This is a genomic window from Wenyingzhuangia sp. 2_MG-2023, from assembly GCF_030548295.1.
In the GTDB taxonomy this organism is placed as follows: domain Bacteria; phylum Bacteroidota; class Bacteroidia; order Flavobacteriales; family Flavobacteriaceae; genus Wenyingzhuangia.
On record NZ_JAUOSB010000005.1, the window covers coordinates 41,227 to 62,078 of the forward strand.

At 32.1% G+C, this 20,852-nt stretch carries 11 protein-coding genes and 1 tRNA gene; 1 reads left to right on the top strand and 11 read right to left on the bottom strand.

The genetic code is table 11. The features are described from left to right. Nucleotides 1-74 precede the first annotated feature (74 nt). A tRNA-Lys gene (locus Q4548_RS07805) sits at nucleotides 75-147 on the top strand. Between the two features lie 57 nt (nucleotides 148-204). Here Q4548_RS07805 and Q4548_RS07810 read toward each other — a convergent pair. The 11 genes from Q4548_RS07810 to Q4548_RS07860 form a co-directional block, all read right to left on the bottom strand. Then, entirely contained in the window at nucleotides 205-1,806 is a 1,602-nt protein-coding gene (locus Q4548_RS07810) for a glycoside hydrolase family 172 protein (protein ID WP_303453377.1), read from the bottom strand. A 15-nt stretch (nucleotides 1,807-1,821) separates the two neighbouring features. Then, nucleotides 1,822-3,963: a glycosyl hydrolase gene (locus Q4548_RS07815; RefSeq protein WP_303453380.1), complete on the bottom strand. Its 2,142-nt coding sequence runs from the start codon at nucleotides 3,961-3,963 to the stop codon at nucleotides 1,822-1,824. A gap of 411 nt (nucleotides 3,964-4,374) precedes the next feature. Next, the gene (locus Q4548_RS07820) at nucleotides 4,375-5,748 is read right to left on the bottom strand and encodes an alpha-L-fucosidase (RefSeq protein ID WP_303453382.1); all 1,374 of its coding nucleotides are present in this window, start codon (nucleotides 5,746-5,748) and stop codon (nucleotides 4,375-4,377) included. A gap of 20 nt (nucleotides 5,749-5,768) precedes the next feature. Beyond that, nucleotides 5,769-8,711, bottom strand: coding sequence for an alpha/beta hydrolase fold domain-containing protein (locus Q4548_RS07825; RefSeq protein WP_303453384.1), 2,943 nt, complete (start codon nucleotides 8,709-8,711; stop codon nucleotides 5,769-5,771). Between the two features lie 35 nt (nucleotides 8,712-8,746). Continuing rightward, on the bottom strand, nucleotides 8,747-10,186 hold the full coding sequence (locus Q4548_RS07830) for an arylsulfatase (protein ID WP_303453387.1): 1,440 nt from the start codon (nucleotides 10,184-10,186) through the stop codon (nucleotides 8,747-8,749). A gap of 488 nt (nucleotides 10,187-10,674) precedes the next feature. Further along, entirely contained in the window at nucleotides 10,675-12,183 is a 1,509-nt protein-coding gene (locus tag Q4548_RS07835; RefSeq protein WP_303453389.1) for a T9SS type A sorting domain-containing protein, read from the bottom strand. An 86-nt stretch (nucleotides 12,184-12,269) separates the two neighbouring features. Continuing rightward, a complete protein-coding gene (locus tag Q4548_RS07840; protein WP_303453391.1) occupies nucleotides 12,270-13,220 on the bottom strand; it encodes a LamG-like jellyroll fold domain-containing protein in 951 nt (316 codons plus the stop codon). Nucleotides 13,221-13,371: 151 nt separating this feature from the next. After that, on the bottom strand, nucleotides 13,372-14,868 hold the full coding sequence (locus tag Q4548_RS07845; protein WP_303453394.1) for a sialate O-acetylesterase: 1,497 nt from the start codon (nucleotides 14,866-14,868) through the stop codon (nucleotides 13,372-13,374). Between the two features lie 220 nt (nucleotides 14,869-15,088). Next, nucleotides 15,089-15,988, bottom strand: coding sequence for a BT_3987 domain-containing protein (locus Q4548_RS07850; RefSeq protein ID WP_303453396.1), 900 nt, complete (start codon nucleotides 15,986-15,988; stop codon nucleotides 15,089-15,091). A 23-nt stretch (nucleotides 15,989-16,011) separates the two neighbouring features. Continuing rightward, complete coding sequence (locus tag Q4548_RS07855) at nucleotides 16,012-17,766, bottom strand: RagB/SusD family nutrient uptake outer membrane protein (protein ID WP_303453397.1); 1,755 nt, start codon at nucleotides 17,764-17,766, stop codon at nucleotides 16,012-16,014. A 12-nt stretch (nucleotides 17,767-17,778) separates the two neighbouring features. Next, the gene (locus tag Q4548_RS07860; protein WP_303453399.1) at nucleotides 17,779-20,829 is read right to left on the bottom strand and encodes a SusC/RagA family TonB-linked outer membrane protein; all 3,051 of its coding nucleotides are present in this window, start codon (nucleotides 20,827-20,829) and stop codon (nucleotides 17,779-17,781) included. Between the last annotated feature and the right edge of the window lie 23 nt (nucleotides 20,830-20,852).

Here is a 20,852-nt window from a genome sequence, read left to right on the forward strand (position 1 = left end):
CACAAATATCTTAGAAAAAAACTGTTAAAAAAAACTGCTAACTATAAAAATTATTTATATTTGCACCCCTCAACGACCTGGTAGCTCAGTTGGTAGAGCATCTCCCTTTTAAGGAGAGGGTCCTGGGTTCGAGCCCCAGCCCGGTCACAAAAAAAGCTTCCTTTTTCAGGAAGCTTTTTTTCTGTTTAATAGAGAAAATATGTATTACCACTTTGGAAATACCGTTACTTCTTTTGGAACAGGTTTGACATTAGCAATCGTATTTGCATCTCCATACCAATACATACCTACTGCAAACTGCATATCACAATCTGCCCAACTCCAAACCTCCATGTCTAGCTTAAGAGAATTTTCAAAAGGCATTCCGTCTAAAGACCTTGTACGTGTTTCTGTACTATAACCTTGCGTATTTTTCTCTTTTGTTGTTTTCCTATTTAACTTATCATAAACATTACTTCTTGGTTGTGCATGAAAAGGATGTTCGTAAAAATCGGTACTAATTCCTCCCCAAGAATACCCATAATAATCTTCAGTTCCTGTTCCAAAAATAGATGGAAATTTTTCTCCATCTACATAAATTTTTTCATCACCTTCTCCCCACCATCTTTCAACCGGATTCATTACAGTAAGTGCATCTCCTGCATATACACCTCTTCCTTTTATAGTAATATAGTTCCAGTCTGAATACGGACGAGTTGGAACTGGATATTGTTGACGAAAGCCTGCATGAAAATACAGAGAGTTTTTAGTCCATTTCCAATTTTCTACTTTGGTGTTTATCTTAAAGTCAATAGGATTTTTACTTAAATTAACAATAGAGATTGTTCCCGTTTTTTGATAAGGCATTACCCATCTACTAGATAAAGTACCATCTTTGGCAACAGTTCTATACCAACCTTCAAAAGGATGTAGTCCAACGCCTGTTCCAAAAAAATCACCAATAGGAGACCAAACTGTTTCTTTTCCATCAAAATTCATTTTAACAACCACAGAACGTGTAATTGTTGAATCTTTATAACTCTCTAGTTTTAGAGAAAGATTTTTTAAAGCAGCCTCTCCTTTAGGAAGTTCAAATTTTTTCTCTGTGTATGGAGCAAGATGATATGAAGCATTAGAATCTTGTATGGTATTTTTTACTTCAGGATGTAAAAGAACTTTACAAACTTTATCAATTACAGGTTTAGCTGTTTTGTAATCCTCTAATGTAAAAGTTTTAATTTTTGTATTTTCTGGATATTCTCTATAGGCAAACTGATAGAAAAAAGGACGTTTTGTAACCGTAATTTTACAACTTTTTGCATATGGTATTGGAAAAAAAGACACAGCAGAACGTAATGATTTATGTGCTAAAGGAAAAGGAATTAGTCCATCCCCATTTAATACCCTAAGCATATTTCCTTCTATTACTGGAGTTTTAGAGCCATCTAAATAAAATTTAATAATGATATCAGTTTTAGAGGTCGATGCATTTTTAAAAGGCATCCATGTACGCACTATAGCTCCAGCACCTTCATGATCCATCAAAACCCATTCTTTTTGTCCATTATTCTCTTCAATACGAATAAAATTATGGTCTTTTTTGTTAGAGCTAAAATCTTTATTCATAAACCATCCCTCTTTATCTTCTGGAGCTAAAGATGCACGATTGTAACTACTCTCTTGTTTTAGTCTGTAATTAGTATCTGGAAAATTAGCTATTTGCTCCCTATTGATCATTTCGGAGAGTAAACTTTCAATACTAATAATACTGTCTTCTTTTTGACAACCTACAATTAATAAAAGTAGAATTGGAATTAATTTTTTCATGTGAAATTTTTGTTATTATTGAATGATGATTTTTTTAGTAAAAAAGCCTGAAGCAGCTGTTATTTTAATAATGTAGACTCCGCTAGAGAGTGTCCCCACATCAATCTTAGTTTTTAAACCTGAGCTTTTTTGAACCAATTGACCAGCTGTACTACTGTATATAGCAAACTCTAAATTACTATTTTTAAATCCATTAGAATAAGCAATATTTACAATACCATCATTTATGACTGTTGGGTAAATCAAAATATTCGTAGCAATAGAATTTTTATCAGAAGATAGTTGCTCTCCTTGCTCGTACACTTCTTGAGTATAAGCTACAGGAGATTCATGATCACGATACATGTTTCCTGAGCTACTCAAGGTTATAGGGTTACGCACAGACATTAAAGAATAGATAGGTTTGTCTGGTTGCCATGTAAAAACAGCATATCTCTCTACAAAACTAGCATCATCTAACATGTTAATATAAGATTCTAGACCATCAGAAGCTGCTTCATTAGAAGCTGGTTGAGCTGTCCAAGTTGCTCCGTAGTTAAATTCTTTAATCCAAATAGGAAGTCCCCATTTATCATGAATAGCTTTTAGCCAATTATAGAAAGCCGTTGGACTTGTTTTTTTATAATAATGAACAACTATATAATCTACACGCAAACCATTTTCTACAGCCTTGGCCATAAATTCATTTCTCCATGTGGCTCCTCTACTACCATCTGTTACTGCTGGAGATCCTAGTCTTAAACCAGAAGCTAGTAATTCTGGATATTTTTCAATAGCTCTATCTACAGTCATATTAGATTGATCTTCATTATCAGGTTCATTAAAAGCCATATAATGGGTAAGATCCATTCTTTCTCCTAAACTAATTGCTTTAGTTACAGAACCACCACCCCATTGGTTAGGTACAAATTCTGAATCCCCTATATATTCTCCTGTTGTTCCCCAATTATAATTCCATGAAGTATTGAGTGAAGCTACTACATCATCCCCTTTAGCTCCAATTCCTTTTTTACGAATGTTACTCCATGGAGATACACGAATAAAAGAAATTTTATTTTGTAAATTTTCTGGCAGATTGATTTCTAAATCATTATCCTGAGCAATATAAACCTTACTCACTCCTAATCCGTTGATATCTTCTGCAAAAGTTGCCATGTATCCTTTTTCTAACGTGAAAGAAACAGCCCAATCTTCGTAGGCTCCTAAACCTCCGTTATAGTAACCACAATATACTTTGTGCTCTTCTCCTGAAAAACCTAATCCAGAATACAGCTTAAGAACTGGATTGTTAACTCTTGTGTTTTCAAATGTAGTTTTGGCTAGTATAAAGTAAGAATATGACTGATCTATTTCAGAAGTACTAGCTTCACAATTTGTTAAAAATGTTTGGGCATTGTTTACTGCGCTTTCAAAAACATCATAAGCAGATTGGGGGTATTGATTGTAAACATCTCCAATAATAGCTGTACTTAATATTGTTTCTGATGCAGTTACCAATTTTGTGAAATCTAAGCGATTTTGAGATGTACTAATTAAGGAAATATTGTCAAAAAAGAACCTTCCTTCATTATTATACATGTATTGTAATTCAATGTCAATTTTTGCAACATCTTGAGCCGTTTCTAAAAAAGGAACGTTAGCCGCCATTAAATTCCCTTCATTGTACATGTTTATTTGTTGATTGGCAAAATCAACATCCATAGCAATAGAATACACAGTGTTTGATGCATAATTACCAGGTATCAAACTACCTATAAATTCAGAAGGTTCACCACCATCCATATTGCTTGCATAAACTATGTTCTTTTTACCACTTGAACCAAAAGATAAACTAGCAAGATGTGTTCCTGTTGATGAAATTAAACTCATCGTACAGTTTACATAATTACGTGTACTAGATACATCAAAAGCATATGAAAAGTTATCTGTTACTGCCGTAAATGTTCTATAGACTGAAGGCTTTAAAGTATTGTGATCTAATTTAAGATTTCCATCATCAATAGTCACTCGACCAGAGGTATTGTATTCTGTCCATTCTGTAGGTAAACTTCCAGACACATCAAAAATATCATTAATTATACTACCGCATGGAGCGGTTTGAGCATAATAATGAAGGGTAAATAAAAGTGTGATAATAAAGGTAATTTTTACTCTCATATATTTTAGTTTTTAGAAAAGTTGTTTAAGTTATTTGTCATAAAAATGAAGTAATCATTTTTATGATATGTTTTAAGTACGTTTTTTACATAAAAAATGGTTTTTATTTGTGAGTAATTCAAAACTACAGAACAAGAGTCTTTTAGAATTCTCACTTTAGCGTTATAAATGTTGCAGTTATACCTATGCACTACACAAAATCAGCTTGATTTTGTACAATCTGTATATATATTCCAAAAAATCTAATTTTTTATGACTTTTAACGAGATTGAGACAATTCTATATTATTAAGAATGTAGAAAATAATATAGTATTCATATCACATAAAAAAGGCAGGTTGTACAACCTGCCTTTTTCTAATTTATTCTAACATTTGGTTTTAAACCACATTATGTTTTGACTAGATAGTCGTTAGTTTAAAACAATTTCTATCACAGGAATTTCAATATTTGGTTTTACCACGGGTAATTGTAAATTGATATCATTTTCTCCCAAACCACCACCTGCTCCAGGTCCAAAACCATGAGGTTTTGTAATTTTAATTTCCGAGGCATCGTGCAAGAACTGTATGTATTTTATTTTTCCTTTCATTCCTTTTAACGTAAAGTTTTGTATAGGATAATCTAATAAATGTATATAAAGTCTCTTTGTTTCTTCATTGTAAGTAAACAAAGAGTTTTCTGGAACCTCAAAATCTTGCGGAGCTTGTGTACAACCATAGATAGATCTCGAATTGTATTTCATCCAATCTCCCATTTTTAACAAAGCACTTTCTGCTCTGTAATCAATTTCACCTCTACCCGTTGGGCCTACATTTAACAAAACATTCCCTCCTTTACTTACAGTTTCAATTAACAAGACCAACAATTGTTTGTTATTTTTCCAAGACATTTCATCTCGGTAATACCCCCAAGAACCACTAAAGGTTTGACAAGTTTCCCATGGAATTTTTTCACCATTATACGTAGGCCATTCATTTACTTTAAACTGTTCTGGTGTAGTAAAGTCCCATCCTCCTTCATACTCTTCTATATCTAAACGATCATTAACAATAATTTCAGGCTGAAGTTTGCGAATCAATTTCATCAACGCTACAGAATCCCAGTCATCTTTACCTTTCCCGTGTTTGCCAGGAAAAGAAAAGTCCATCCAAAGCATGTCTACTTTTCCATAATTAGTTAAAATTTCAGTTACTTGATTTTTTAAATATTTACGGTATTTTCCCATGTCACGTCCTTTGTTTAGCTCTTTGTATTGCTTTTCATTTTTAGGTGCTTTTGGGTGAATTCTATCAATAGTATAATCTGGATGATGCCAATCTATAATAGAATAATAAAATCCTATTTTAAGGCCTTCAGCTCTAAAAGCTTCCACCCATTCTTTAAGCGCATCTTTACCGTAAGGAGTATTGGTTACTTTGTATTCGGTGTATTCAGAGTCAAACAAAGTAAACCCTTCATGATGTTTTGTGGTAATTACTGCATATTTCATTCCCGCAGCTTTGGCTAGTTTTGCCCATTCTTGAGGATTGTATAGATCAGGATTAAAGTTGTCAAAATATTTCTGATATTTTTCATCAGTCATTTTCTCATTTTTCTTAACTTTTTCATGTCTTCCGGCCAAGGAATAGGTTCCCCAATGCACAAACATTCCAAAACGGTCATTAGTCCACCAAGCTAACCGTTCTTTTTTTTCTTGTTCGGTTTCGTTCCATATTTTTTTCTGTTGTGCTTTTAAACTAAAAAAACTAAGGCATAATATGCAAAAAACAACTATTTTTTTCATGTTTTTTTTATTGATATTTATTATTGAATGATAATTTTTTGTGTTTCAGCAATAGAGTTAATTACTAATTTTAGAATGTAACCTCCCTTTTTATAATTTTTCGTATTGATGTACAATTGGTTAGACTCATCCTTTGGTTGCATTGTTGATGTTAATACAACTTGCCCTAATAAGTTTATTATTTGAACTTCTACTTCTTTGTTCTTAAAGTTAGAATTTAAAAAAATATTCAAAAAATCTCCTTGTTGCACAGGGTTTGGATAGGCTATTAATTTTCCTTTCTTATAAAGCGTTTCTACACTTAAACTCTCTTCAGCTGTTAGTGTTTTAGACATAAAATTTACCATTTCAATCAAAACATCTTCATAAGCAGATTTCCCTTTATTAAAAAAGGCATGTACTTCTCCAGGATAAATTACCGTTTCAGCACTACCACCATGGCTATTAATAGCATCAGCAAATAGAGTGCTTTGAGTATATGATATGGTCGTATCTGCATCACCGTGCATCATAATAGTTGCAGGTGGAGTACTACTTAATTGAAAAATTGGAGAATTAGCTTCTTCACTAGGCACATTTTGCTTATATGAATTTCCTGTACCAAAATCACCTGCATCGTTTACAAAATCATAAATTCCGTTAAATCCTATAAACCCTATGACATTAGCAAGTCTTTGTGAAGATAGTGCTGCTAAAGGAGTTCCTGCAGATCCTCCACTAAAAAACACTTTTGTCATGTCAAAATTATAAGTATCAGCATTGTCTAAAGCCCATTGGTAAGCTGTTGCTACATCTTCCATTGCTAAAGTAAAAGTACCACTAGAACCAGAACATCTATATCCAATCCCTAAAGTTGCTATTCCTAAGTTTTCGGCTAAATATTCTCCATGGGGAGAAAAATCCCCTGCTGAAGCAGCTACTGTTCCTCCAGACCAACCTCCACCATGTATCCAAAAATGCACAGGCACTTTATGCTCTCTATGAGTAGGTAAATTCATTTTTAAACCTAAAGTGTGCCCTACTTGTGGAAAATCTACGGTAGCTATTGATGTGAAAACAATGTTTTCTGACTCACCATAATTTTTATCCGTTTCTACTATATAATTGTATGTAGTTCCTTTTGATGTATCAATTGATACACCATCTGTAGAAGTAAGTTCTTCTTCTATTTTTACAGTAACTAATGCGTTGTGTGGCCAGTTTTCTGAAGGGGTAAAAGTAAGGGTGTTAGAGGGAGATAAAACCCAATTTCCTGCTACTTCAGTTTCATTTTTATCAATGTATATTTTTGGAAAAACAGAACTTGATTCTATAGCTTGGTCACAAACAACTGTAATGTTTGAGTTTACAGACAAATTGGTTCGTTCAGAAGGCAATGTTTCTGTTACCGAAAACTCTCCCTTAACTAATTCAGGGTATTCTGTAGATAATCTGGTAAACTCATTTTTAAAATCAATTGTAGTTAGTGTTTCTTTATACAAAGATAATTCTACAACTTCTGTATGATCGTACGTTTTTGGTCCATGAATATCATCAAAAAGATTTAATTGGAAATTTGCATTATTTTGTAAAATGGCAGCACTAAGAGTTCCTTCTTTTATTATAGGTGAACTGCTATCAAAGTATGTATAATTTCCTGAGGCATCCATAGAGAACCCAATAAAGAAATAGCCATCTCCAGGAATAGAACCTAAGGTTACAATTTTTAATCCAGGAGTACCATATTGAAGTTTTACACTACCATCTGTTAGTTTTACGATTCTTATCCCTGAAATTTTATCCCAAGCACCATCAATATCATAATTCCCTATTAACGAAGCTATTCTATTTGTTGGATTTGCTTTTCCTACATAAAAAAAACTAAAAGTATTATCAGACACAGCAGTATTTGTTCCCTCAAGTTCTAGATAGGAACCTTCTTTATTAAACCCAACAGTTACTTTTCCCGGATATGTTTCTTGTAATTGTTCCCCTCCTAGAGAACTATTACTTTGTGTTGCATCTCCATATCCATCTATTTGATTTTCCCAACGGATAACAGATCCTAATTCATCCTCAATAATTCCTATATTATTTTTTAAAGAAAAAATTAAACTTGTTATTCTTGCTTCAGTAAACTCTTCTTGAGCAGTATGAAGATTTGCAATAGCACTATCTATTGTATTAGAATCAGATTCGCAATTGGTCAATATAAAATTTGTATTGTCAATTGCTTGTTGAAAAACATCAATAGCAGTTTGTGGATATTCATTGTATTCATTGCCAATGCTTGCTGAATAAATTAATGATTCGGCATTTGTAACATCGGTGGTTAAAAGCAAACGATTTTCATCACCTTTGACTAGAGATAAATTGTCAAAATAGAATTGTCCGTTGTTACTATACATATAAATAGATTGAATGTCAATTTTAGCAATATCTTTAACGTTTTCTAAAAAAGGAATGTCCGCTCCCATCAATTCTCCATTAATATAAAAACTTACTTTTTTTAACGTAAAATCAATTTTGGTAGAAATTGTATAATTTGTGTTGGTTTCAAGACTCAGTCCAGATACTCCTGATGTAAAATTACTAGGAACTCCCGCTGACATAGTTGTTGCATACTTTATAGAAGCTGTTTTAACACCTACCGCTATACTAGATAAATATTTTCCCGTTGATGATATTAAATGTATTTGACAATTTACTGAATTACGAGAAGTAGCAACATCAAACGAAAAAACTGAATTACTCGCTACAGGGCTAAAAGTATGGTAAGCAGAAGGCTTTGTTGTATTGTGATTAAATTTTAGTTTTCCTGTTTCTACAGTAACCCGTCCAAAAGTGTTATATTCTACCCAACCATTAGATGAAATAGTCCCATCATCAAAGGTGTTGTTAACTATTTCACCACAAGAATTAGATTGAGAAAAACTAGTTACAGTAAAAATTAACGCTATTAAATAAAGTAATTGGGTTTTCATTCGTTTTTGATTTAATGTTGTATTCTAGTGTAAGCTTAATTATTAGCACGTTTTTTTAATGCAATAGCTCTTGTTGTTAAAGGAAATTCTGAATGTTCTGTTCTAACTGTTTTTAAAAGCGTCAACATTTCTTTTAACTTTTTTGACTCTTGTAAAGCAAGATTTTTAGTTTCTCCCATATCTGTAGAAAGATTATACAATTCAGGTTCTCCTTCTAGTTTCCAGACTAATTTCCAATCGTTTTTACGAATGGCTTGAATAGGTCCTTGACGTTCGTTAAACTCCCAATATAGATAATCGTGTTTTTGTTGTTGTTGTGCTTTCCCAAACAATTCTGGCACTAATGAAATTCCATTAATATCTTTGTTTGTTGGCTGTACACCAACCAATTCACAAGCAGTAGGTAAAAAATCCCAAAAAGCAGAAATATGATCACTTTTAGAACCTGGGGTAATTTTACCTGGGTATTTTACAATAAATGGAATACGAATTCCCCCTTCATACAAATCTCTTTTCCCTCCTTTTAAGTCTCCATTGCTGTTAAAAAAACGATCCTTTTTTTCATATTCGGGACCATTGTCACTTGTAAAAACAACAAGTGTATTGTCTTCTATTCCCAATTCTTTTAACTTATCAAACAAGCGTCCCAGATCTCTATCCATTCGAGAAATCATTCCAGCATAAGTAGTGTTTCCTTCTTCATCATTCTTATAATGTCCTTTCGTATTCATTTTACGTTTTGGCCAACCTAATTTCAAATAAGGTTCTTTAGACTCTTCGGGAACTGTTAATTCTAAATGAGGAATCGTTAATGCCAAATACAGAAAAAACGGATTGTCCTTTTCTCTTTCTACATAACTTAAAGCATCGTTTACAAAAACATCATGTGTGTATTTACCTTGTTTTAGAGTAAAATTGTTTTCTTTTAACATTAATGGATCTTCATTTCTGTACAATGTATCCCAATAATAATGATGTGCATGACCGTGTTTTTTATACCCTAAAAAATAATCAAAACCATGTTCAGAGGGCATATTTCCTTTTGTATCACCTTCTGAAAGTCCCCATTTACCAATTACAGCCGTTTTGTAACCTACTTTTTTAAGCTCTGTAGCAACTGTTATTTCATTTCGTTTGAGGTTTACAGGATTACCACTTTCTGTCCAAACAGGGTTCCCTCTAACACTCGCATGACCTTGATCATACCCTGTTAACAAACTAGCACGAGATGGCATACACACAGTAGATCCTGCATAATGATTGGTAAAAATTATACCTTCAGCAGCCATTTTATCTAAATTTGGAGTTTTTATTTTGGTCTGACCATAACAGCCTAAATCTGCATAACCTAAATCATCAGCCATAATAAAAATAATGTTTGGCCTTTTTGGGTCTTTTAGAATTTTATCAGCCTTACAGTTGAAAAAATATAAGAGCGAAATTACCAAGATGTAATATTTTTTAATGGATATCATTTTTGTTTTAATTAAGTGGATCTGTAAATGCTTTTTAGTTCTTTAACAAGAATTATTTACCTCATGTTGTAAACCCCATACTTTAAAATAATTTATCTATAGAAGTATACCTAATAGTACTGTCTTACCTACGAATTTAATGTATCAAAGTATTTTAAAATTCTCAATTAATGGGGCAGAATGTTACTTATTCCTACAAACACCCCAATAAAACAAATGAATAACGCTTTACCTAAATGTGTTTTAAGTAAAGCGTTGTAATTACTTTTTCAATAAAAAAGAAGCACATGGTGTGTTGTTTGCTTTGTTTTAGTTTGGTATCGTCATAATTTACAAGTAAAATAATTGATGAATTAGGTTGTATACTTTTTAAGTAATTGCATTAACTCTTAGTTTCCCTTTTGTATTTATCAATTTCAGTTCCGTTGTTGAATACAGATTGAAAACCTCTTACGCCCCGCTCTTCTGTTTATGGTATTAATTCTAAATTATTGTATGATTAGTTTTTTACATATTTTCCCTTTTGAATACTCTATTGAAAGTATGTAAATTCCTGAAGGTATATTTTTGTCGAGAACTATTTCTTCTCTTGAGTTTTGGGTTTTAGAAAACACCAATTCTCCACTAATTGAAAATAATTTTAGATTGATGTTTTCTGGAAGAAACTTATTGGAAAAATCAATATTAAAGTTCCCGTTTGTAACAGGGTTGGGGATGATTTTAGTTTCTTTTGAATTTAAAATTGATTCATTAGACAAGCCTGTAGATTTATTAAGTGTAAAGTTATAATACGTATAAGACGTTGCTGGTAATGTGACATTTACACTACTTGTCTCTGTATTGGTATATGAGTTACTCAAAGCTGTGGATGAGGCAGTCCATTCTTTTGTAGAATAATTACCTACAATAGTATAATCGTTTAAAAGTTGTAACCTTACTGTATGCTCTGAACTGTTGTTATTAATAACGTGTACATCTAAATTATCACCATCTTTAAAAGCAATCAACTTTATGTTCTCATTATTAGAGTTTGAAACTATATAATTCCCCTTTGTATTATTTACTACATTTTGAAAACCACTGTATTTTATAGGTAATTTACTTCCGTTTGCATAAACAAATCGTTTACATACTTGATAAAAAATAACAGCTTCAGCTCCTCCTCTAATAGGGGCAAAAATATTATCTAAACCCGCAATTAAAAGATTTATATTATCTCCATTAGAATATCTGGTAGCTTCTGTATACCAAACAGGATTTTCCGATTTTTCTACCAAAGTAGCCCATGTACTATCCCAATCAGCTTCATTAATAGTGTTATCATCATAAAAATGAGAACCCATAATTACAATTCTATCTTCAATGTCATCCACAATAGATATTGCTGCTGACAATGCATAGCTTTCACCTCCAATAATTTCAGTATCACCCAATTTAGTCATTTGGTTTATGATTTTAGTATAATCTGAATCATCTCCTGGATCTTCATTATAGGGGCCTAAATAGTCTATTGTAATTCCTGCATCTGTCATTCTTTGCATAAAACTATCTAAATAAGCAGAATATGCAGTTAAGTTTAATTTATATACATTATAATCACAACATCCCGTCCATCCAGAAGGAAATTTAGAAGCTCCATGATGATTGACACCATACCCATCTCCGTTAGCAATACTAGCAAACACTTTAACGTTTGGATTTACAGCTTTAATGGAGTTAACCACATCAATCACGTTATCATAGATACCATCTGAAATATCTTGCAAAGCAAATATGGGTACTCTTATTATTTTCAAGTCCATATCTTTAAACAACTTTTGAGAAACACTATGTATGTTTCCTTCAGCCCAAGCTTTAATAGTAAGTTTATTATCTCCTCCAAAAACAACCTCTTGCTTTATATCTTCTGGATTTATAGTAATTATGTCAGATTGAGAATAACTCCAAAAAGAGATTAAACACATTACTTTTAGTATATTTTTTTTTATTCTAGTCATTGTGATTAAATCAGTAGTATTTATATATCCTCATAATTTGATTAAGCTTCAAAATATGAGGAAAAAATTATTAGGGTCATCAACTTTTATAGCTTGATAGATTTTGTGGTTTTTATATCCTTTCCTTTACTATTTTTAAAAGTTATAAAATAAATACCTTGTGAAAAACTATGCATATCTACATACGTTGTAACTTTATGAGAAGCCACTAAAGTACCAACGCTATTATAAACATCAACACTTTCTACATCTTTGCCTGTAAAGAATAATTTATCTACAACAGGATTAGGATAAGTGCTAAATGTAGTTGGTGTTATATTGTTAGTGCTTAAAGTTGTTGTATAAACACTAACAATCTGTGTACTTGTTAATGCAGTGTCATATATACGTAACTCATCCATGGCTCCTTCAAAGTTTCTATTAGGAGTTACACCATTATAATCATTTCCAACTCTTAAAGGAGCCGAAGTTGTATTTAAAGCTGTTGCAGACCAATCTACTGATTTTTCAAAAACACCATCAACATACATTGTTGCAGTACCACTGGTATTATCATAAACTGCAGCAAGATGATGCCAAGTACCGTCATTTAATATTGTAGTACCTGAAAACCCTCTACCATGCACCTCTAGCCTGGGCGTATTATTTTTATAGAATCCTCCAAAAGTCCATCTTGCTGCTGTTGCTGAACTACCTAAACCTGCAACAACTTGAGTAGCTTCGGCTGAAGTTTTAATCCAAACTGTCATTGTTCTAGACTGGTTTCCTGAGATAGAAAAGTTACTTGTTGTTTCTAAATAATCTGCTGTATCAAATCCAGAAACAGCACCATTTGTTGTTCCATCAAATCCTTCTTCATATGTAAGCGTAGCTGAGAAACCTATTTTCTGTACTAAATTCCAATTGGTGGTTTCATCATTTAGATTGTTGTCAAATTTATAATATGCAATTGGTGTTTGTGCATTTGCAGAATGTCCTGTTAGTGACAACACCGTTACAAATGATACAATCCTCATTAAAGTAGTCTTTTTTTTCATATTTACACATTTTAAAGTTAATATTACTGTTAATATGAAATCTAAATTATAGTAAAGAATGGTCTCAGTAGGTGTATTACTGTAGCATACTATGGTTTAAAATGTTGCGTATCTTCTTTTTTATTTAAAAATCAACTTTAATAAATTATTTTTAATCTAAAAATTCATCAGTTCTAAAAGGTCTTGTTGGCAAACCTTCTTTATTAGCCAAATTCACTATTGGTTTTGCCGAAAATGCATACCTTACCTGTGTTGGGTTACGAACACCTTCTGCTTTTAAAATAACTTTACGTCCTTTTATTCTAGCCTCTGCTTTATGCCATTTTTTGTCATTACCATAAATCCAAAAACCTTTTGGAGAAGCTCCATTATTTGTTTTTAATCCTTTAGAATTCTTAAAAAACACTACAATTTCATTATTTTTAATAATGTGCTTTTTAAAAATAGGTCCTTCTACCAATCCTTCTTTATCCAATGTTATTTTCTCTGCTAACAATGCTACCCTTTTTCCTACAGGAAGTTTGTCTTTAGGATGTATCTGAAGTTTTTCTCCTAAATCAATAGTAGTCACAACATGGGTATTTTTCATGTTTTCAAAAGAATATTGAGATTCACGCATCCAAGCCCATGAATCTTCAGTAGGGCTTTCAGCATAGTTCAACTTATTTTTATTTTTTCCACCAGCATAACCTGGTAACGCAATAACAATAGCTGTAAATTCTTTTTGATTCCATTGTTTTCTTAAATACTCAATCCATAAAGGAAACGACTCACCATATTGCAACATATCTTTTTTGGTTTTGGTATTTGACTCACCTTGATACCAAACCATACCTCGGCATGAAAATGTTTCTAAAGGATGCATCATTGCATTGTAAATAATATTTGGTTGAGTGCGTAAAAAAATATCATCATTTCTTACTCTTGTTTTTTTAGAGCTTACAATGGTTTTGATTCTCTTGATTTTATCTTCATCGTGTTTAAAAGTATCCATGATAGATTTAAAATGTGGTAACTCTTCTGTTAACTCTATAGGCATCCATCCTTCTAATGATGAACTTCCCCAAGCTGTTAAAACAATTCCTACTGGAACATCAGCATACTTTTGTAGAAAATAAGCAAAAGTAAATGCTACTGCGCTAGAAGGATTTTCTAGAGACCAAGAACCTTCTTTGATATTGTTTTGTTTCTCAAAAGCAACAGTTTTAGGAACTTCAAAAGTGCGTAATTTTTTTGATTGTTGAGCTAGTTGATGTATTTCTGGAATATTTTTATGGGGCCACACCATGTTAGATTGCCCTGCACAAATCCACACTTCTCCAACCATTACATCTTTAAAAATAATAGATTCATTATTCGTTTTCACACTAAACTCATAAGGTCCTCCAGCTTTAAACTTTGGTAAAACAGCTTTCCAACTACCCGTTGCATCTGCCTTAACCTGAATAGACTTATTTTTTAAACTAACCGACACTAAACTATTTGGCAAAGAAGTACCCCAGATATTGATAGGAATATTCCTTTGTAAAACCATGTGTTCTTTAAACAAAGGTCCTAATTCTAAATGATTAGCAAATGATGAAAAAGATGCCAACACTATAAATAATGAAAATAAAACAAAACTTTTTTTCTTACTTTTTTGAAACATTTTATATGGTTATTATTGTTTATAAAAAAACTAAAGTACATTTTTTGAATGCTTCATCTTGTTTTAAAAATATCATAAAGAGGTCTTTTTTGTTGCACTTAAGGCGTTATTTATAAACAAGATTAGAATACGGTAGATATCCTACAAATAGTTTATAAATAAAAAAGTCGCCTAAATATTTAGGCGACTTTTTTAAAAAATTAATTTCTAATTTAAACTTTTACCATTCTTCAAACCTTAAATCAAATTCAACTGCTTGACGTAATACCAAAGTATCTTCAACTTCATAATTTTTTCCTCCATTGGTGTAAGAATAATTTAAAGAGATAGATCTATCTTCATTAACAACACCAGAACCAACTAAATTAGTAACTCCAGCAGATGGGCTATCAATTGCTACTGTATTATCGGACTCATCAATGTTAATTACAAAGTTTTGATTAGTTAATGTACCCACTCCTGGAGTACGTACAGAATTTCTATCCACAGTAGTTAATTTCCAAGTTTGATTATTGATTAACTCCGTATCATCATAAACAACTTCTTCTACAACACCTCCAGAACCATCTAGTTCTTTTTGAGTTCCTTTATGATAATATACTCCTGAATATTGACTAATGTATTTTACAACTAAAACAGTGTGATCTTTAGTATCTAAAATAGAATCTAATGATGAGTCTGTTAGTTTAATTGGTAATGCATATGTATTTTGAGTTGCTAAGGGATCATTTGTAAACAAATCTCTATTTAAAGTTACTGTAACATCTCCAATAAACTCTCCTTTAGAAATAACCATCTGAGAATCATCACTTAACTCATAATAAGAATCTGGTAATAATGTAAACCCACTAGCACCATCAACTGTAGTTAACAAATTCTCGTCAATTTCAAAATTCACGTATTCATCTTTAGAGTTTTCTCTTTTTCCTCCTAAAGATACCCCAACCTTGAACTCCATCTCGTCATAAGAAACAATTGTTCTTAGAGGTTTTTGAGTAGCAAAATACGTAGTTGTATAGTCAAAATCCGTTGCAAAATCCTCATATGGTTCACAAGAGGCAAACAAAAGCCCTAACGAAAGTAGTGCTAAACTTATTTTTTTTAATTTTATCTGTATCATCTTCTTTTATGTTTTTAATAATATTACCAACCTAAGTTGTTGATTAAATTAGGGCTTTTAGACAATTCATCATAAGGTAATGGAGCATAATAATACCTTACTCCATTGAATCTTCTTTCTTCTACATCTTCTTCTTCATAATTAAAAGTTCCATCTGTATTTTGAGTAATTTTAATTCCTTTTACCGTTTCATTTAAAGGCAATAAACATCGTCTTAAATCAAAATATCTATGATTTTCAAATGCCAATTCTAATCTTCGTTCAAGCTGTATTAATTTTCTAAACTCATCTTTTCCTAAAGCAGCAATTTCATCAACATAAGTATTATCTGTTATTCCTGCTTTTGTTCTGATAGATTTAATAATGTCTACAGAAGATTGTGTTACATTGCCACCTATACTTATAGGTCCATAAGCTTCATTTGCTGCCTCGGCAAGATTTAAAAACAATTCTGTTCTTCTAAAGTAAGGATTGTAATGACGCTGATTACTTGAATTATCTACACTAATAATACCAGGAGCTAAAGACAACCATTTTCTTACATAATATCCTGTACGAGTATTTCCAGAATATTTTTCTTTAGAATCTATTCCACCTACATACGTTTCTAAATATCTATTGTTAAAATCACTTCCATTGTACAATACATTTACATACAATCTAGGATCTCTATTATCATATGGATTATCCGCATCATACCCTGAACGAGAATCGTCTATAGGATAACCTGTCTTCGTATAAAATGCATTTACTAAGTTTTGAGAAGGTCCTGTTCTTGCTCCACCACGTTCTGCAATAGGATAGTTTGAGTTTTCTAAAGCTGAACTTGTGAAAAAACTTCTCCAAATAAACTCTGCTGGTGTGTTGTTGGAATCAAAATCAGAAGTTTTTAAACTTGTAAATGTCCCTATTTCATTAATCGCCTCTTGTGCATCATCTGCAGCAATTTTCCATTTGTTAATATAAGCTGTTTCATCCACAACGTTAAATTGCCCCATCCCTACTAGCTTCACAATATTATCTGGTTGATATGCTGGACTTGCTGCGTATAAAGATACTCTTGACTTTAACGCCAAAGAAACTTGTTGATCTGCACGTCCTAAATTATTGATTCCAGTAACAGGATCGTTACCTGTATATTTGCTTGGCAAATACAACATAGCAGAATCAATATCTTTTTTAATTTGAATTACACATGCTTCATATGTATTCCTTTTTACAGCTTCTAAATCCGTAGATTCTTCTTTAGTTGCAGATCTTAAAACAATTGGGTACCCTAAGGCTTCTCCTTCAGCTGTTTTACCACCATAAGCTTGTAACAATTGAAAACTCCACCATGCTCTTAAATAAAATGCTTCTCCTTTTAGGTTATCTCTCTTGGCTTTGTCTGCTGCTTCAGAAGAAATATCATAATTGATATTGTCTCCTAAACCATTTTCCATAAATAAATGAACGTTTCTTATTTGATTATAAGCATTGTCCCATTGTCCTATCACATTACTACTTGGTGTCAATCCTCCTGTTCCTAAGCGGTAAACCCCAGATTCGTTGTTTGTTACTGCATTGTCTGTTGCTGCATCTAAAAAATCACCTCCGTAACCATCAACAATTGTGTTTGGTAAATTTCCGTAGGCATTTAAAAGCAATCCTTCTACATAATCAGGCTGACTAAAAACCCAATCTTCACTATAGGTATTGTCTATTTCTGGATCAAATGAACATGCAACTTGTAATGTTGCTAATGCAATCAATGTATATTTTATAAAATTATTTTTCATCTTTTTTATTTTTTAAAATGATAAGCTAACTCCTCCTGTAACAGTTCTAAACAAAGGGTAGTTAGAAACCCCTGAATTTGGCACCTCTGGGTCTAAATCTTTTACATCAGACAATACAAATAAATTAGTACCTCTTACGTAAAATTTCATTTTTTTAACCAACCAAGTATCCTTAGAAACAGCATAACTCAACTCTACATTTTTTAACCTAAAGAAAGATGCATTCTCCATCCAAAAAGTAGAAGTTACGTTGTCGTTTATAGGTGTTAATGTGGTTAATATTGGTTCTGTTCCGTTCGGATTGTTTACCGGATGAAACCTATCTGATGCTAATGTAGAATACTTTCCTTCTCCGCTATTTCTGTAATATGCATTGTTTTTAATCATATCTACACCTGTTTGTACAACTCCCAAAGCAGAAAGTCCAAAACCTTTATATTTTGCATCTAGACTAATTCCAAAATTAGATCTTGGAAAACTATTACCAATCACTTTTCTATCTCTTTCATCAATTACACCATCATCATTTAAGTCTTTGTAAGAAACATTCCCTACTCCATATTGACCTAATGCTTGAAAGGGAGCATTATCTACCTCCTCTTGTGTTTTAAAAATACCATTAGCCACGTAACCAAAAATAGCATCCGAAGGAGTTCCTATTACATTTAAATTACTATCTATGTTATCAATTACATCTGATTGTTTGATTTTATTTTTAGAAATGATAAAGTTACCTCCAACATTTAATTTAAAATCTCCAAAGTTCTTTCTCCAGTTTACACTTCCGTCTATTCCTTGATTTGCAACCTTACCCATATTTAATGGTTCTTTTGCAATACCTATAGTACCCGTTGTATTAGAAGTAGGATTGTCATAAATAACATCATCTCTTAATTCATGAAAGTAATTGAATTCAAATTGTAAAGACTTGTTGAAAGCCAAACCTTCTACACCTACATTAAATTCATTGGATCTTTCCCAAGCTAAATCTGGATTCCCAAAATTGTTAAAACTAATTCGACCAGCTGAAGACGTATTTCTTTCTCCAAAATTCACGTTTCCTGCAGAACTATATCTTGTTTCAAATAAGTAAAAACTAGTACTTGCATCATACCCTATAACACCATAACTAGATTTTAACTTTAAATAATCAAAAGCATTTCCTTTAAAAAAGTCTTCTTCGCTAATTACCCATGCTGCACCAACTGCCTGAGATAAAAAAGATCTATTTCCTTTTGCAAATTTGTTACTAGTCATTAACGCGTGAGTTAAATCAAAAAATAGTTTGTTTTTATATGCATAGTTGATCTTAAACACTGTATTTCCATTCTTAATATGCTGACGTCTAGAATTATCTTGATTTAAATAATAAAAATGAGAAAGATCTAGTGTTAACATATCGTCACCCTCAATGCTTGTTTGATATTCTACATTAGTAGTTGAACCTAAAGATCTTGTAGAAGCACTTCCCATTTCTTTTACTTGAGCCGTAATACTTCTGTTGTTTAACTTGGTGTAAGTAGCTTCTCCTGTATCCTCATCTTTTTCAACCACATAGCGAATTGGGTTGTTTTTTTGCTCAGTAGCATAATAATCATAACTATCAAAGTTCAGTTTTGTGCTTGCAGACAATCCTTTAATTGTTTTGTTTAAATCCCAGTCTAAACCAAAATCTGTTTGACCATGAAAAAAGATGTATTTTTGATTTCCTCCATAAAGCATATCTCCATACAAACTTGTTCTGTTTTGAAAAGAACCTCCTAAGGGCGGAATTATTTCTTCTCCTAAAGATGCTGCTTCACCAATAAAATTTGGATCTTGAATTACCAACGGAAATTCATTAGGTCTTTCTGAATTTACACGTCCAAAAACCTGATCTTGACCTAATTTACCCCATTGTCTAGATTCAATAATTCCATTTCCTTGGATATATGCTTTTAAATTGTTTGTCAAATCAAAAGCTAAATTTCCTCGTATATTAATTCTATCTTGTGAAACATCTTCTCCTATTTTTTCCAATCCACCATTTCCGATATATCCTAAATACACTCCATATTGAGACTTATCTGTACCTCCAGAATATTCAAAATTCATTTTTCTAAAAGCAGTACTTTCTTTTAAAAAGTACGAATTATGATCAATGTTTGGATAAAATAAATCATTTTCTCCTGTACTATTTCTATAACCTTCAATATCTGCTGCAGAATACAGTGGAGAAAAACCATCGTTTTCTCTAGCTTCATTATACAAAGTAGCATAATCAGCGCTATTTAAATACGTTGCCATTCGAGTATTCATATTCGCTCCATACTCTACAGAACCTTTTATTACTTGCGTATTTTTACGTCCTTTTTTAGTTGTAACTAATATCACTCCGTTGGCAGCTCTAGAACCGTACAATATTTTTGCAGAAGCATCTTTTAATACCTCTACACTTTCTATTTCCTCAGCATTTAAAAAATCGATAGGTCTTTCTAAACCATCTACAATAAAAAGTGCAGTGTTAGCACTCTCACGTCCTAAACCACGTACATAAATAGCGGGATGATTATTTCCTAATCCGTTTGTTGTCATACGAGCAGTAACCCCTGCCAATCTTCCTTGTAAGGCATTGTGAAACACAATATCTGGTTGCGACTCCAACTCCTCTCCCGAAACTTTACTAACAGCTCCTGTCAAGGCTCTTTGCGTTGTTTTTAAATTTCCAGGAAGAATAATTTCATTCTCTCTATCGTCAAATAAAGAAGCAGATTCTAAGACAATCTTTTCTCCTATTACTTCTTTATTCAGTTGAATTACTTTACTCTTATATCCGTTAGCACTGATTAATAATATGTTATTTAAAAGTGCATCTAAAGTAAAACTTCCATTTGAATTAGAATTGGTTTCCACCAAACCATCACCCAATACTATTAAAGCATTAGGAATTGGATTGTCATTTTCATCTACTAAAGTTGTTTTTATCTTTATACTCTCTTTTTCTTGACCATAAAGGAAATTCTGAAAGCTAATCGCTATCAAAACAAAAAGAGTTGACAAGAAATTAATTTTATATTTTTTCATAATTTTAGTTTCAATTAAGCTTT

What these genes read in the sequence shown, in the direction of transcription:
- Q4548_RS07810 (WP_303453377.1), bottom strand. Translation starts at nt 1,806, where the DNA reads ATGAAAAAATTAATTCCAATTCTACTTTTATTAATTGTAGGTTGTCAA.
- Q4548_RS07815 (WP_303453380.1), bottom strand. Translation starts at nt 3,963, where the DNA reads ATGAGAGTAAAAATTACCTTTATTATCACACTTTTATTTACCCTTCAT.
- Q4548_RS07820 (WP_303453382.1), bottom strand. Translation starts at nt 5,748, where the DNA reads ATGAAAAAAATAGTTGTTTTTTGCATATTATGCCTTAGTTTTTTTAGT.
- Q4548_RS07825 (WP_303453384.1), bottom strand. Translation starts at nt 8,711, where the DNA reads ATGAAAACCCAATTACTTTATTTAATAGCGTTAATTTTTACTGTAACT.
- Q4548_RS07830 (WP_303453387.1), bottom strand. Translation starts at nt 10,186, where the DNA reads ATGATATCCATTAAAAAATATTACATCTTGGTAATTTCGCTCTTATAT.
- Q4548_RS07835 (WP_303453389.1), bottom strand. Translation starts at nt 12,183, where the DNA reads ATGACTAGAATAAAAAAAAATATACTAAAAGTAATGTGTTTAATCTCT.
- Q4548_RS07840 (WP_303453391.1), bottom strand. Translation starts at nt 13,220, where the DNA reads ATGAAAAAAAAGACTACTTTAATGAGGATTGTATCATTTGTAACGGTG.
- Q4548_RS07845 (WP_303453394.1), bottom strand. Translation starts at nt 14,868, where the DNA reads ATGTTTCAAAAAAGTAAGAAAAAAAGTTTTGTTTTATTTTCATTATTT.
- Q4548_RS07850 (WP_303453396.1), bottom strand. Translation starts at nt 15,988, where the DNA reads ATGATACAGATAAAATTAAAAAAAATAAGTTTAGCACTACTTTCGTTA.
- Q4548_RS07855 (WP_303453397.1), bottom strand. Translation starts at nt 17,766, where the DNA reads ATGAAAAATAATTTTATAAAATATACATTGATTGCATTAGCAACATTA.
- Q4548_RS07860 (WP_303453399.1), bottom strand. Translation starts at nt 20,829, where the DNA reads ATGAAAAAATATAAAATTAATTTCTTGTCAACTCTTTTTGTTTTGATA.